This is a genomic window from Suipraeoptans intestinalis (genome assembly GCF_009696485.1).
In the GTDB taxonomy this organism is placed as follows: Bacteria; Bacillota; Clostridia; order Lachnospirales; family Lachnospiraceae; genus Suipraeoptans; species Suipraeoptans intestinalis.
The window spans coordinates 1,705,822-1,720,991 of the sequence record NZ_VULY01000018.1 but is presented as its reverse complement, the minus strand read 5'-3'; the positions used below and the strand labels follow the sequence as shown (position 1 = coordinate 1,720,991).

Below are 15,170 nucleotides of genomic sequence, written 5' to 3'. Positions count from 1 at the left end.
TAAGAAAACGCAGGGCGACATAGTCTCTTGCCTACACCGCCCTGCGAGCCCGTGGTATCCTTCCACCGGCAATATTTTTAAATTTCTTTCGCGCTTTTAAAGAATTCTTTGCGAATCAGACAGCAATCAGTGCTGTTATCCCATCCACGCTCCGCTTCCTGAAAAGCGATACTGCACTCCCCCTACACGTAGCGACACTCCTGCAGCCATGGCTCCGTTGGCTTTCAGGTAATACCAGGTGTTTCCCTGCTGCAGCCAACCCGTCTGCATCGCGCCGTTTTCCATCAGGAAGTACCAGTTTCCACCAATCTGCAGCCAACCCGTCTGCATCATTCCATTCCCCGCCAGGTAATACCAGGTGTTCCCCTGCTGCAGCCAGCCGGTCTGCATGGCGCCGCTTCCATCCAGAAAATACCAAGCGTTCCCGTCTTTGACCCAGCCGGTCTGCATGGCGCCGCTTTCCGCCAGATAATACCACTTGCCGCCGGTCTGTACCCAGCCGGTTTTCATAGCGCCGCTTCCTTCCAGAAAGTACCAGGTGTTTCCCTGTCGCAGCCAACCCGTCTGCATCGCGCCGTTCCCATCTGCAAAATACCAGGTTTCTCCGTCCTTGATCCAGCCTGTCTGCATTTTTGCTGTGCCTGTTTCAAAAAAGTACCAGGTGTTTCCCACAGCCTTCCAGCCTTTTGCCGCCTTATGCGTGGCTCCGAAGTAATACCAGGCACCGTTTACCTGCTCCCATTTCTCTGCGGAGGCATAGCCTGCCTGATTAAAGTAATAGAACTCTCCGTCAATTTCTTTCAAGGTAGATACCGGATATGTTTTTCCGTCCGGATTCAGGTACCAGGTTCCCTTCCCATCGATCCGCCATTCTCCTTTTGCAGGCTCCGTCTCTTTTACGATCTTGATGGCGTTGTCAAAGAAATAGTAGCCGTCGTTTGCTGCCACGTCAACTCCGATCCGCCACTTCACCGCTTCCTTATACGGTGCGACATCCGGAATCTTCACCTCAAACATCCTCTGCTCTTCGGTTCCCTCTGCCATTACTGCCTGGTAATCCACTACACTCTTTTCTTCTCCCTTTTCTGTTACATACTGTATTCCGTAATATAGCTGTTCCGGAAGAGCTTTTCCTTGTACGATAACCGCCACGGTCCCTCCCTGAACTCCTATTTCCGTAACAGAGGGAACGATGTTCGTCAGCTCCGGTTCCTGTGGTTCCTGCAGCTGTTTTTTCAGTTCCTGTCTGGCCTTTTCTATTTTCTGAAGTGCCGCTTTACAATCTGATTCTTTGGAATTTGGGTCGGCAAGAAGTTTCTTCCCCTTTTCTACCGCTTCCTGATAAACCTGCCAGCTTCCTGCTGTGTATTCCGTTTTTTTCAGACTTTCCAGTTCCTGTACCGCTTTTTGCAGCGCCTCTTTTGTCTCCTTGGTGACGCCCTCCGCTCCCCTGACGATCTTAATGCTGTTTTTAAAGAAGTAGTATCCATTGTCCGGTACGGCATCTACTCCTACTTTCCATTCCACCGCCTCTTCATACTTGGATGCATCCGGAATCTGGATTTCAAACGTTCTTTTCTCCGGCGTCCCGGAAGCTGTCACTTTCTGACTTTTAATCACCTCTGTTTCTACTCCGCTTTTTGTAACATAATGCACGCCACAGTACAATGTTGACGGAAGCTTCGTCCCTGTTACAGTCACTGTAACCGGTCCTCCGGATGTTCCAATCTCCTTGAGTGAAGAAACCGAATCTGTGAATTCTGCCTCTTCCGGATCTTCCGGTTCTGCCGGTTCTGCCGGTTCCTCTCCTCCTTTTACTGTCAGAGTGATCTCTCCTTCGTATTCTACATCATCTACACTTTTTACATAGTTCTCCCAGTTCTCATCTGTCTCAAACAAGACGACCGGCTGCCGATCCATCGTGTATGGACTGCCCTCCACCAAAAGCAGATGGTATTCATCATCGTTCAATTCCTGGTTGTCACACACATAGCTTGCTCTTCCTTCCGCATCTGTTGCACTTTGGAATTTTTTGTCACCCTGTTTTCCATAGGAGGATTTTAAATACAGCAAAGCACCCTGCACCGGTTTCCCGCTTTTATCTGTTACCCTGACCTTCAGTGTTGTACGGCTATGTTCCTGGGGATCCTCCGGCTGCGGATCGTCCTTCGGTACCGGTCCGTCTCCATATTCGATCACAACCGGATACAGGGACAGGGTCTGCATCTGAAATGTCACTTTGCTTCCATTCTGCTTAAAATCAACTTTTTGAAGTGTTCCTTCTCCATCCAGATAAAAAACCTGTTTTACCGCCTTTTCTTCCTTCACCTGCTTTGTAATAGTGTATTCTCCGGCAGCCATCTTTGCCACTTCCCATCTGTGGGGATTCACCAGCTTCAGATCAAACATCTGGCAGTCTTTTCCTTCCAGCGCGCTGATCCCACTTGTGGCCAGTTCTCTCTCGCTCAACAGAAAATGCTGAAAATCCATGCCTTCTATGCTCGTACTTCCTGCCATATCTGCGTAGATCGTTCCGCCGTAATTGCTGTTGGTCAAAATAGTATCCTTCTTATGTCCGGACTTTTTGCCAACCAGAGTGATCTCATCCACTCTCTGGCAGTTAGCGTGATTGTAGCCGTACTTCTTGGCATCATATTCTGACTTATCCTTTACAGAAATAGGAAAAGAAGCCACGCTCCACAGAGCTTCCTCCACAGAAACCGTATAGTTGACGTCTTCTAAAAGGTCCACGTTCAGCCTTCCCCGTGCGTCGCTGACAGCCCTGACCGTCTCCACATCACTGGTCAGTACGAAATGAATGTTCGACATAGAGGCGCCCCCTTCTGTCCTTACATCAGATCTTATGCTGACTCTTCTGTCTTTCTCCGGATTCGGTTCTGCCTTATCCCGCCTGGTCAGATTCAGGCTTTTTACCTGCGAATAGTTATAGGTGACGCCTGTCAGCGTAGTTCCCGTATAGGTCTTTGTAGTATCCTTGATGTCTACCATCCCGTTATCTTTTACCCAGACATAAGCATTTGGCATCTTGTATTCGGAATCTACCGCAAATATAGTGTAATTGTGATTCCTGATCAGATCCAGTTCCGGAAGTTTTCCGTTTTGGGATGTTACTTCCTGTTCCAGTTTCTGCAGCGTCGTATTGTAGATCTGGAATTTTACAGGCTTTGTCAGCGCCTGTGTCGTCACCGGCTTTGTGTCCGGATCCGTGATTTCTCTGACCTCAATTCCCGTTACTTTTACGGTTTCTGTTTCATAAAGATTCTTTTGCAGATATGCCTTTATTTCATGCTGCGGCACATAAGGCGCTGTTACCTCGGCAGCCTTACTTTCTCTTTGCCCCGCCCCCACATTTAATAAGGCAAACGCCATAAGGGCACAAAAGACTTTTGCTGTCCTGTTCTTTTTTCTGTTCTTTTTTCTTTTCATCTTCCCCTGTTCTCCTCCTTTTTCCGATAATATCCAGGGTCATTGTATCATTTTTTTCGTCAAAACCCAACAGGGTAATTCTACGAATTTTCCTAACCTTGCTTTATGGGGGCTGTATCTACCCTTTGTAGTTTATATGTAATTCTGCTGCAATTCTGTGCAGGGAAAAGAGGCTGGTTTTCCACAGATCGATTACAGATTTAAGAAAAACCGGCGAAAACTCCAAAAGGAGAAAGCGGTGTTCCTATGCTTCTCTTTAAGAAGCAAAAGATCACCGCTTTTGCCAGTTCCTGTTTGATTTTGATCCCCACAGCATCCCTTCTGACATCTGTGGTAAAACACTTCTATCTGCAAGAGTTGATGCAGCGCAGCGAAGCTTTTTTTCAACGGAATGCCGTTCTCCGTATCCGTTCGATCCCCAGCAATGCTTTACCGGATCCAGGCTCCGCTTCTATCAAAGCGGTAAGAAGTCCCGTCTATGTTCAGGACGCCGCCGGCAGCCATAGCTCCGCTTCCTGTCAGATAATACCAGGTGTTCCCCTGCTGCAGCCAGCCTGTCCTCATAGCACCGCTTCCTTCCAGGTAATACCAGGTGTTCCCCTGCTGCAGCCAGCCTGTCTGCATCGCGCCGCTTCCATCTAGAAAATACCAGGCGTCCCCGTCTTTGACCCAGCCTGTCTGCATGGCGCCGCTTTCCGCCAGATAATACCACTTGCCGCCGGTCTGTACCCAGCCGGTTTTCATAGCGCCGCTTCCATCCAGGAAGTACCAGGTGTTTCCCTGACGCAGCCAACCCGTCTGCATGGCGCCGTTCCCATCCGCAAAGTACCAGGTTTCTCCGTCCCGGATCCAGCCAGTCTGCATTTTTGCTGTGCCTGTTTCAAAAAAGTACCAGGTGTTTCCCACAGCCTTCCAGCCTTTTGCCGCCTTACAGGAAGCTTCAAAATAATACCAGGCACCGTTTACCTGCTCCCATTTCTCCGCAGAAGCGTAGCCCTCTGCATTAAAATAGTACCACTCTTTATCTATTTTTTTCAGAATCGATGTTGGATAGGTTTTCCCGTCCGAATTCTGGTACCAGTATCCTTTCCCGTCTTTGATCCATCTGCCTTTTGACCTGTCTGTTCTCAGGATTTGGATGGCATTTTCAAAAATATAATAGCCATCTTCCGGGATCGAGTTGACTCCGATGATCCATGCCTCTGCATCGACATGCTGAGAAGCATCCGGAAGCTGTACTTCAAAGTTCCTCTCTTCCGCCGTTCCTGCAGCCGTTACCTGTTGGTTATCCCGTACATTTTTTTCTTCCCCTTCTTCCGTTGTATAATGGATGCCATAGTACAGCGTTTCCGGAAGATTTTTTCCTTTTACCGTAACCCTTATCGTCCCTCCTGCGGCCTCTATCTGTGCCGCAGAAGGATAAACTCCTGCAAATTCCGCAGCGGACGGATTCTTCTGTTTTACCAGCACCTTTCTGGCATGAAGAATCTCCCGCAATACATTCTGGCATTCCTCTTCCTTCGGACGCTCTCCCGTCAGGATCCCCATCGCCTTTGTGACAGCTGCTTTGTAAACTTCCCAGCTTTTGGCAGTGTAGTCTCCTTCCTGCATCCCCGGATAATCCTGAATCTCCCTGGTTAACGCCTCTCTTGTTGCTTCTGTTATCCCACTGAAATCTCTTTCCGTCTGAATAGTATAGGCGGAGAAGAAGTACTCCTGATCCAAGGCTGTGCCAACGCCTATCTTCCACTGAATTTTATCTCCATATGGGTCCGCCTCCGGAATTTGTACGAAAAAAGCCCGTTCCTGCGGTGTCCCTACAGCCGTTACCTTCTGCCCGTCCTGTACGCTGACCTCTCCTTCCCCTGTTCCCGGGATATAGTTCAGTCTATAATACAATGTTTCCGGAAGGTCTGTTCCCTTTACCACAACTCTTACCATACCTCCGGAGCGTGCGATCCCTTCTATGGAATAGCTCACATCGGTAAAAACGGCCTTTTTTTCTTCCCCGAAAGCGGCTTCCGCCTTCAAAGCATTCTCTGATGCGTCCGCCAGTAGATAGTTCGCCGCATGCGCCCCTGTCCTATCGGCAGCAACGCTTTCCTTCCCCGGTGCGATACTGCCCAGCAGAGCCACTGCCGCTATCGTGCAAGATACCTTTGCTAACATTTTGTTATGTCCTCTCATATGATTTTTCTTCCTCCTCTTTCTTTTTATATAAGCGACACGGGATGTATCGTTATATTTCTTATCTCTTAACATTTCTTATCTTTCTTGCATCTCTGCCTTATTTTTGCGTTTCCCCAAACACACTTCTTTGAAAGCTGACAGAAGTCACAACAAAATAGACGGTGTAGATCCCCATAAATAGTGCCACGCTTTGCAGGAGAAAGCGAAATGTATCTGTCGTCAGCCCTGTCATCCGAATGAAGCCGGCACTCATATACAGCACCATTTTCCCGCTGATGATGACAGCCAGAACGGCCGGCGCCAGATAATAGACCAGGAGCTGCCAGAAGATCAGCTTTCGGATCCTGCTTTTTTTCAGCCCTATTTTAAAAAGCACATCGTATCTGAACCTGTATTTGTCCGCATCGCTCAAATGCTGAACAGACAGCACCGTCACCGCCACACATACGAAAACCAGCCCGATGTAGAACAGTGGGATGATCACGGAAGCCATCACAAATTTCAACTGAGGGATCACCTCTTTTTTCACCAGAACCTCTGCCGTATAAGATACGATCTGATCTGAGCCCGGACGGATCTCGTTTTCCTTCCCATAGGGGTTGCCGGGATCGGCTCTGTCGCTTCCCAGCTCTTCCAGCTTATCTGTCAGTCCGGCAGGTCCCTCTTCTTTTGTAGTCACCGCAAGCTCCCTGTAATAGGGCGTCATGTGAGCCGCCACTTCATCCGGCACAATGATCACATAGTCTGCGCCATTGTGTCCGTCCTGTGAAAAGGGTTCTGTACTGATACCGGCGCAGGTCAGCGCTTTTCCGGTCTGCGGATCGGTAAGCTGCAGCTCCTTTGGCAGATCTTTCGTGACTTTTTTAAGCCTCGCCTTGGTGTGGATCCTGTATTCCCCGCTTTTTAGTCTTACTCTTTTGTATCCCAGCATGGCTCTCAGTCGATTGTAGGTGCTAAGCTCCATATAGGTGTCGCGGGAATAATACGCCCCGTCTCCTTCCAGCTCTTTTTTTACCTCTGTCGTCAGAAGAGAGCCTTTTTTTCCTGCACTGTCGTTTTCTCCTTCTGTCATATGTGTCAGCATCCAGGCATTCACTTCCTGTTTCCCATTTGTGTAGATGTTATAGCTGTAGCTCTTATCGATCCGATTTTTTTCTATGGCTGTCAGCTCCTGTGTAAAATCATAGTCCATCATTCGGCTGTGTACCTGCACATCAAAGGGAAATTTGTCCTTCAGGATCTTGCTTTGATAATCGCTGAACATCAGCGCCGTCGACGCTCCCAGCAGCGCCACCGTAAACAATGCACTCAGCGTACCCATGGTAAACCGCATCACTCTGACCTTAGAGGAAAACTGACGGAGCAAAAACAGATTCTGTCCTTTATAGATCCCGTTTCCTCTTTTTCTGATATAGCAGACGATCCAGGAAGAAAGCCCTGTATAGAACAGATAGATCGTCAGGACCAGGCCTATCACAAACAGGATGGACTCCAGTGCATTGCTCACCTTTCCAAACCAGATCCAAAACCCGCCCAAAAACAGGATTGCCAACGGAAACAGCACTTTCTTTTTTTCCTCATTTTTTTCCCGGATCTCTTCATTTTTCCTGCCTGCATGGATCAGGGCATAAATGTTCATTTTTTTAAATTGCCGGTTGCTTCTAAACAGCGCCAGCAGATAGCACCCTCCAAAACACAGCGCCGTCATCAGGATCGTTTTCCAGTTTAGTCCCAGAATCGGCCTGTATTGCATATGAATGATAGAAAACATGACGGCGCACAGGATCTGCTGTAAAAATACGCCCACAAGAATCCCCACAAGGAAGGCGCCTCCTCCCAGGAGAAGATTTTCCTTCATGTACAGGTGGGCGATGGTTTTCTTTTTCATGCCCAAAAGCAGGTAGATCCCGAATTCCCGGCTGCGCTTTTCCAGCATGAAGCGGACGATATAGTTGATCAGCCACGCCACGATCAATACGATAAAGACGGTGGAAAGTCCTATCATCACTCCGATAATGGAAGCCTCCTCTACATATCTGCTCAGAGAGTTTTGAAAAATAAGACTGTTAAACGCATACATCAGCGCCGTGATCATCACGATCGTCATGCTGTACACCCCATAATCCCTGGCAGAGCGTTTCATATTCCGAAAAGCCAGCTTATCCAACATGGGTCTGCTCACCTCCTACCAGAGAAAGGACATCCAGGATCTCCTGGAAAAACCGGTTTCTTTCTTTTTCCCCACGAACCAGTTCGTGAAAAATCTGCCCGTCCTTCAAAAACAGGATCCGGCTGCAATAACTCGCAGAAAACGCATCGTGCGTCACCATCATAATGGTAGCCGAAAGCTCCCGGTTCAGTCTGGAAAATGTTTCCAAAAGGATCTGGGCGGAATGGGAATCCAGTGCTCCTGTAGGTTCATCGGCCAAAAGCAGCTTCGGATGGTTGACCATGGCTCTGGCACAGGCACACCTTTGTTTCTGTCCTCCGGATACCTGATACGGAAATTTATTCCGGATCTCTTCGATCTCCAGCCGTTTCAAGATTTCGGTGCAGATCTGGTTTGCTTCCTCTTTTTCCTTCTTCTGGAGTGTCAGAGCCAGCAGGATGTTTTCCTCAATCGTCAGCGTATCTAAAAGATTGTAGTCCTGAAACACAAAGCCCAGGTTGTCCTTGCGAAATTCAGCCAGCGCCTCTTCCGACAGCTCGGTAATATCTGTCTGTTCATAGTAGATGTGCCCGGATGTCACCTGATCGATGGTGGCCATCATATTCAGAAGTGTGCTTTTTCCGGAACCGGAAGCTCCCATAATCCCTACAAATTCTCCCTGCTCCACCTGGAAGCTGACGCGGTCGACAGCCTTGGTCACCTGCTCTCCGTTTCCGTAATACTTTTCCACATCACAGATCCTAATGTATTCCCCCATCTCGTATTTCCTCCTTCGGTTTGTTTTCTCTAGGTTGGATTCTATCCGTTTTCCCCCTTTTCTGGTATAAAAATAGATTGAAGTTATCTTACATTTTTTTAAGATACCCCAATCTATCGTTGTATGTACCTGCTGATAGGAAACTCCAGATAAATCGTCGTTCCCTGCCCGTATTCCGACTCTGCCCGGATTTGGATTCCCAACTTTTCACAAAGCTTTCCGCACAAATACAGGCCCATCCCTGTAGAATACCGGTTGTTTCTTCCGTTGCTGCCGGTAAATCCCTTTTCAAAGATTCTGGGAAGCTCTTCCTTTAAGATACCGATCCCGTTGTCCTTTACAGCCAGTACACAGCCGGAGGGGATCTTTCTCGTATAGATGCTGACCTGTGCGTTTTCCTTTTTGTATTTGATGCTGTTTAGCAGTAGCTGATGGATGATAAAACCGATCCACTTGTCGTCCGAATAGACTTCCTCTTTACAGTCTACTTCCACACGCACCTGGTTCTGAATACACAGCAGCCTGTTTCTGGTTACCACATCCACCACCACCGGCTCCAGGTGGATCTTCCGAATAAAATAATCCTTGTATACCTGCTTCGACCTGGCAAAATACAGGGCCATTTCTACATAATTTTCCACCCTCTGGCTTTCCAGGTCAATGGCACGGAAGTCTTCCTTTTCCCGCCCTCTTCCGTCTTCTCCGGATTTTCTCCGGTTTTCACAGATCAGGGCAATACTGGTGAGAGGCGCCTTGATCTCGTGCACCCAGCTTTCTATGTATTCCTTGTAGTCCCTTCTTTCTTCTTCTGCCCTGCGCAGCTGTTCTATCACAGATTTGTTTGATCTTTTGATCAGTCCCTTATAGAGCCTGTCCTCCGCTGAAAATGTGTCCGGCATCAGCTCCCCCAGCAAAAACCTTTGATCCAGCTGCTCCAGAATATTCTCCAGCTTTCTGAAATGATTCCTTCTCCTGACAAATCCCACGATCAGGTATCCCGTCAGGATCCCCAGCCAGGTCACCAGGATCAGCAGGATGTTGTTTTCATAGTAGCCGGTTACATACAAAAAACCTGCCAGGATCGCCATTCCTGCCAGATTCAGCACCAAAAGCAGGATCCGGTCTCCCAAAAAATCTTTCCATGTCATATCCGGTAACCTATTCCCCTCTTTGTCTCGATAAAATCTTCAATCCCTATACTTCTTAGCTTTTCCCGGATCCGGGTCACATACACACTCAGCGTATTATCGTCAATGAAAATCTGGCTCTCCCACAGATATTCCGTCAGATCCATCCGCGACACAAAATTCCCTGCATTTTGGAACAGATTATGCAGGATCTTCATCTCGTTTTTGGTCAGTTCCAGTTCTTCCCCCCGGTACTCCAGCACACACTTGGAGATATCCAGGCTCACTCCCTTATGCTCCAGCCGCGTAACCTCCTGCATGGCGCTTCCCTTGTACCGCTTGAGAACGGCTCCGATACGCGCCAGAAGGATCGGCGTCTGGTAAGGTTTTCGGATGTAGTCGTCTCCGCCTTTCATGATCCCTGTCAGCTCATCCATGGCATCCATCCTACTGGTCAAAAATACGATAGGGAGCGAAAGCTTCTCCCGGATCTTCATACAGATATCGAATCCGGTCGTCCCCGGAAGCGTCACATCCAGCAGCACCAGATCCGGCTGGCATCTTTCCACCTGTTCCGGTACTCTGTCAAATTCTTCCAGAACGGTCACCTGATACATGGCGTTTTCCAACAGCGTCTTCAGTTCTTTCCGGATCACCGGATCATCTTCCACAATCACAATATGCATCTTTCTCTCCTTCCCTCATCCGACTTCCACTTTACCACTTTTCTGTGGGTTTCTCAAGTAGGAGGAAGGTTTCGGGGCCGGACATACGCCGCAGCGTGCCTCCTACAGAGCAGGTATGATTTCACCGAACAGCATTTTCTCTGAACGGAGAAAGGATGAAAAAGTCGGTACTTCCTCCGTTTCTCTTTCATCCTTCCGTGGCAGACGGTTGTTTTGTCATCCACCTTTTTCTATCTTCTTTTTCTCCGTACCAGTATGACGCCGCTTAAAACGACTCCTGACAGCAGCAGTACGGCAGCATAGCCCCATACAGGGCTTCTGTCTCCTGTTTTTACGGTCTTTGCCTGTTTTTTGGACGGGGAGGTGGTTCCTGCCGTCGTCTTTTCTGCCTGTTTGCCGGCTTTCTGCACCTGATCCTGTCCGCCAGGGACTGGCTGATTGTCGGGATCTACCGGATTTTTAGGATCTTCCGCTTTTACAAACAGCCATTCTCCGATCAGATTCAGATCGGTTCTGCCAACTTTTACAGCTCCTTCCACCATCGCCGTCTCTTCCTCTGTTTCGGAGTACCAGGACTTAAAGCGCCAGGTACCGTCTGCTACTTTGACATCCTCAAACGCCGGCAGCTTTATTTCTTCTCCCTCTGCTGCCCCAAACAGATCCGTCGGCTGCCGATCTATGATCTCTTCCGGCAGATCTTTGCCCTGGGTTCCACTGATCAGCGTATACGTCACATTGTAGGTTTCAGGATCTTCCACATAGAACCACTCTCCGGTCAGACGAAGGTCTGCTCCGTCAATGGTCACGCTGTTTTCTGCCGCTTCACTGCCATCTGCCGTCTCCCGGTACCAGGTTCTGAATTTCCAGGTTCCGCCATCTGTCTTTACGTCTGCAAATCCCGGCAGCTGCACAGCCGTCTGATTGTCCAGTCCCGTCTGATCCTTAGGTCTCTGATTTGTCACTGCCTCCGGCAGTTCCTTTCCGGCAGTTCCGCTGACAAAGGTGTAGGTCACATTGTACTTTCTGGTATAGCCCAGGGCAATGGTATTTGCCTTCGTTTCCTCCAGCGCACTTTCTGAGCTCAGTGGATAGGAGAGTCCCCACATATTGACACTCCCCGCACTTGCCTTGATATTTCCTGTAACTGCTCCCGTCACCTGCAGCGTATCCTTCCCGTCTGTCGCCGCCAGCTGTTCTGCCGTGGCGTCTGATATGGTCAGGATGCTCTTGTTCAGCTCCTCTTCCGTCTTTCCGGCAAGCATTGCTTTTAATTCTGCTTTGGAGATCACATTCAGCTTCATGTTGGACAGGATCTTTTCTGCGATGGTGCCTCCCTCTGCCGGCGTAATGGCCGTTTCGGGGATCTTTTCATCCGCCCCTTCTCTCAGCACCATTCTGACGGTCAGGTTGTGGTTCCCTCCTGTCTGGACGCCGAATTTTACCTTGGGATCCTGATTGTTGACCAACGTTTTAAAGCTGGCCTTGGTATTTCCAAGATCGGCTCCTGTTACAGGGTCAAATACGGACAGTACTTCCTTGTTATCTCCGAACACATAAAGAGGTCTCCAGGAATACCCCTCATATTCCAGGTACAGCTTCTCCGGGATGTTCATTCGCTGATCCAGGTTCACCTTCAGATCCACGTAGGTATATCCTGTTTTTCCGTCTCCTGTACCAAAGTCTCCGCCAGCTCCGTAGCGGGTGTTGTAATCATAGCTTAATATCGGACGGAACGCATTGCTTCCCAACGGATTTTTGTAAGTCAGCATGGCCACCGTATCATCCATCTTAAACTCTGTATTCAGAACCACTTCATGTACGCTCTTTACATCGTCCTTCTTCTCGTACAGGTCGATCACCGTCCGGACGCTTCCTTCTGTCTGGTCTTTCCACAAAGTCGTATCCGGCAGGATTTCTTCTGATGTTTTATTGCCGTCGATGGTCACCGTATTGTCATTGACCGGCAGATTTTGAATACTGCCCATCAAGGACAGGAGATCCAAGTTGCTAAACGGGGCATCCGGACTGTTCAGACTGAAGTAGACCCCGTAAAGCTTTGCCCCTGCCGGGATCCCTCCCGGAAATGCCGTTTTGATGGTATCTGCTTTGGAAAACAGTCTTGCCCCTTCTGCCAGCTTTCCGTTGCCTGTCGGCGCCTGGTCAGACCATCCTAAAAATACCTTTGCCAGACTTTTTAGCGTTCCCGGATTCGGTACGGGATCTCCCAGCAGATCCGTCGCTTTTGCAAACGCCTTCACGGTATCCACTTTCTTTGAAGACTCCCCGGTCCACTGCCCCACAAAAGTAACTTCTCCCATGTAGCTGGGGCTTTCCGCCTGCGGCTGCGCCCCGGCGTCCGCCGCGTTTGCCGGCGCTTCCTCCGGTGCCACAGCGCTTCTTGCTTCCGCAGTTTCTTCTGCCGCAGGTGCTCCGGTCCGCTCTCCTGTTGCCGACTCCTCTTTCTGTGCAGAGCTGCCATCTCCCGGCATTTCCACTGTGCTTTCTTTTTCCGTTACTTCCTCTGCCCGCACAGGCTGGGTCCCCTGACTGCCCATCTCCGTCTCTCCCGCCGCATAAACGGTGGAGGACACTGTGCCAAGAAGTACGGTAAGTGCAAGGATTCTTGCTACCATTCTCTTCTTCATACGTATGTTCCCTTTCTCGTGTTTTTGCCGCTCTTTATCATAACGGCAAACCCTCCCACCGTCAACCGGATTTCTGCGATTTGTTTTGTCCTTCAAACTATTCTTTACTTTTTACCTGTTATGCCCTGTTTTCCCTTCTATTCTTGTGCTTTTTTACCAGTTATTCCGGGAGCCTTGCCGTCATCCTGAGAGACTTCCCATCCGCAGAAGTGGCGTGGATCTTTCCTTTGTGAGCCTTTACGATCGCCAGCGCGATAGAAAGTCCGATCCCGTGTCCCCCCGTAGCAGAATTGCGGGACGGATCACTCCGGTAAAAACGGTCAAATAAGTACGGAAGATCTTCTCGGGAAATGCTGTCGCTCTGATTCCAGACCTCCAGACAAAGCACCCTCTGTTCTTTTTTCAGGGTAAAGGAAACCTTTCCTCCCTCCGGCGAATATTTCAGCGCATTGTCCAGCAATATGGTAAACAGCTGGCTGATCTTTTTCTCCTCCCCCTTCCAGAGGATCCCCTCTTCTATCTCTAACTGTAATTCTTTTCCCTGTACCTTCGCCAGCGCTGAAAAGGATTGTCCCACCTCCTGCGCCACCTCTGAAACAGGAAATTCTATCCACTCCCGTTTCCTTCCTTCCTCTTCCATCCGTGCCAGATAGATCAGATCCTCTGTAAGCCCTGCCAGCCTCCTGGTCTGTAGCTGAATATCCGACAGCCACTCGTTTTCTCCCTGCTGCATCTCCAGGACTGCCGCATCTGCTTCTATGATCGCAAGCGGCGTCTTGATCTCATGTCCTGCATCTGTGATAAACCGTTTCTGCTTCTCATGACTTTCTGCCACCGGGCGGACGATCCGTCCGGAGAAAGCTGCCACCAATCCCCAGACTGCAAGCCATCCCAGAAGGGAAACTCCCACGCTGGCAAACAGGAACGAACGTGTCCGTTCCAAATCCCTCCAACAGTCCAGAAAAATAAGAAAGGTTCCCTCTTCCTTGTCCACCTTCAAAAAACGATAGTGATCCTGAAATCCTTTTTCTCCCGTCTTTTTCCCTGCCGTCCTTCCATAGACTTTTGCACTTTCTTCATCTACCGCGTGGATCCTTCGTACATCTACCGCCTGTACGTTTCCCTCCGTATCCAATTGTACGGTGAAATACCTGGATTCAAAAGGCAGCTCCGGAGATCCGCCTCCCGGAAAACCATCTTTCTTCCCGGAAAATTCCTCGGAAAAATTTCCATTGTTTTCTGCCAGATACGCCAGGGTCGTATCCGCCTGACGGATCACGTTCACATAGTTGATCACATTGATGGAGCCGATCAGCACTGTCAGCACCAGCAGGGTCGCTGCAATGGCGAGAAAGATAAAGCGTTGTCTTAGTCTGGTAATCATCCTGTCACCTCCAAATAGTATCCTAAGTTCCTGGCCACCTTGATCTCCACGTTGCCTTGCAGGGCATTCAGCTTTTTCCTTAAATAGGAAATGTACACCCACACCACGTTGATCTCCGCCTCACTGTCAAATCCCCAGATCTTTTCCATAAACCGTTCCGTCGGGATGATGCTTTTGGGCTGGATCATCAGCATTTCCATCATCTGGAACTCTTTATTTGTAAGACGGTACTCTCCCATCTTTGATCGCATTACGAATGTTGCCCTGTCCAGCGTGATATTCCCTACTTCCAGCAGGGAGCTGGCCGTCTCTGTCTGTGTCCTTGTCATGGCCCGCAGCCTGGCAAGAAGCTCCTTGGGGGCGAACGGCTTGGTCAGATAGTCGTTGGCCCCCAAGTCCAGCCCCGTTACCTTGTCATCGACCTCCGATTTCGCAGTCAGCAGGATCACCGGCGTCATATCTCCTTTTTTTCGCATCTCCCGAAGCACAGTCAGCCCGTCCTTTTTCGGCATCATAATGTCCAGGATCACTCCGTCATATCCTCCGGCCTGAATATACTCCTCCGCCTCTTCTCCGTCAAATACCGCATCCACGCTGTAGTTTCCGCCTTCCAGGATCGCCGTCAGCGCCTTTGACAGCGACTTCTCATCCTCTGCCAGCAACAGTCTCATAGCCATTTCCTCCATCTGTACAGACAGACCCTTTCGTCTGCCTGGATCCGTTTTCTTTTTTATCTTTTTATCTTCTATCCGGTTTCTTCTCTG

The 15,170-nt window shown here is 49.4% G+C and carries 9 protein-coding genes; all 9 read right to left on the bottom strand.

What is annotated here, in order from left to right:
* Positions 1-135: 135 nt before the first annotated feature.
* The 9 genes from FYJ34_RS08815 to FYJ34_RS08775 all read right to left on the bottom strand — a co-directional run bounded on the left by FYJ34_RS08815 (position 136) and on the right by FYJ34_RS08775 (position 15,077).
* Positions 136-3,447, bottom strand: coding sequence for an N-acetylmuramoyl-L-alanine amidase family protein (locus FYJ34_RS08815; RefSeq protein ID WP_154477949.1), 3,312 nt, complete (start codon positions 3,445-3,447; stop codon positions 136-138).
* A 429-nt stretch (positions 3,448-3,876) separates the two neighbouring features.
* Positions 3,877-5,634 carry an N-acetylmuramoyl-L-alanine amidase family protein gene (locus tag FYJ34_RS08810; protein ID WP_173017087.1) on the bottom strand — a complete coding sequence of 586 codons (1,758 nt, stop codon included), beginning with the start codon at positions 5,632-5,634 and terminating at the stop codon, positions 3,877-3,879.
* A gap of 100 nt (positions 5,635-5,734) precedes the next feature.
* Positions 5,735-7,807 (bottom strand): ABC transporter permease, encoded by a 2,073-nt coding sequence (locus FYJ34_RS08805; protein WP_154477945.1) that lies wholly within the window; start codon positions 7,805-7,807, stop codon positions 5,735-5,737.
* Positions 7,797-8,564 (bottom strand): ABC transporter ATP-binding protein, encoded by a 768-nt coding sequence (locus FYJ34_RS08800; RefSeq protein WP_154477944.1) that lies wholly within the window; start codon positions 8,562-8,564, stop codon positions 7,797-7,799. The genes FYJ34_RS08805 and FYJ34_RS08800 overlap by 11 nt, the downstream gene beginning before the upstream one ends.
* Before the next feature lie 113 nt (positions 8,565-8,677).
* On the bottom strand, positions 8,678-9,712 hold the full coding sequence (locus FYJ34_RS08795) for a sensor histidine kinase (RefSeq protein WP_154477943.1): 1,035 nt from the start codon (positions 9,710-9,712) through the stop codon (positions 8,678-8,680).
* A complete protein-coding gene (locus FYJ34_RS08790) occupies positions 9,709-10,377 on the bottom strand; it encodes a response regulator transcription factor (RefSeq protein WP_154477941.1) in 669 nt (222 codons plus the stop codon). The genes FYJ34_RS08795 and FYJ34_RS08790 overlap by 4 nt, the downstream gene beginning before the upstream one ends.
* A gap of 230 nt (positions 10,378-10,607) precedes the next feature.
* Positions 10,608-13,022 (bottom strand): SHIRT domain-containing protein, encoded by a 2,415-nt coding sequence (locus tag FYJ34_RS08785; RefSeq protein ID WP_154477939.1) that lies wholly within the window; start codon positions 13,020-13,022, stop codon positions 10,608-10,610.
* A 160-nt stretch (positions 13,023-13,182) separates the two neighbouring features.
* Positions 13,183-14,406, bottom strand: coding sequence for a sensor histidine kinase (locus tag FYJ34_RS08780; protein ID WP_154477937.1), 1,224 nt, complete (start codon positions 14,404-14,406; stop codon positions 13,183-13,185).
* Positions 14,403-15,077 (bottom strand): response regulator transcription factor, encoded by a 675-nt coding sequence (locus FYJ34_RS08775; RefSeq protein WP_154477935.1) that lies wholly within the window; start codon positions 15,075-15,077, stop codon positions 14,403-14,405. Before FYJ34_RS08775 ends, FYJ34_RS08780 begins: the two co-directional genes overlap by 4 nt.
* Positions 15,078-15,170 lie beyond the last annotated feature (93 nt).

Coding starts and splice junctions, on each gene's coding strand:
- FYJ34_RS08815 (WP_154477949.1), bottom strand. CDS start 3,447: ATGAAAAGAAAAAAGAACAGAAAAAAGAACAGGACAGCAAAAGTCTTT.
- FYJ34_RS08810 (WP_173017087.1), bottom strand. CDS start 5,634: ATGAGAGGACATAACAAAATGTTAGCAAAGGTATCTTGCACGATAGCG.
- FYJ34_RS08805 (WP_154477945.1), bottom strand. CDS start 7,807: ATGTTGGATAAGCTGGCTTTTCGGAATATGAAACGCTCTGCCAGGGAT.
- FYJ34_RS08800 (WP_154477944.1), bottom strand. CDS start 8,564: ATGGGGGAATACATTAGGATCTGTGATGTGGAAAAGTATTACGGAAAC.
- FYJ34_RS08795 (WP_154477943.1), bottom strand. CDS start 9,712: ATGACATGGAAAGATTTTTTGGGAGACCGGATCCTGCTTTTGGTGCTG.
- FYJ34_RS08790 (WP_154477941.1), bottom strand. CDS start 10,377: ATGCATATTGTGATTGTGGAAGATGATCCGGTGATCCGGAAAGAACTG.
- FYJ34_RS08785 (WP_154477939.1), bottom strand. CDS start 13,022: ATGAAGAAGAGAATGGTAGCAAGAATCCTTGCACTTACCGTACTTCTT.
- FYJ34_RS08780 (WP_154477937.1), bottom strand. CDS start 14,406: ATGATTACCAGACTAAGACAACGCTTTATCTTTCTCGCCATTGCAGCG.
- FYJ34_RS08775 (WP_154477935.1), bottom strand. CDS start 15,077: ATGAGACTGTTGCTGGCAGAGGATGAGAAGTCGCTGTCAAAGGCGCTG.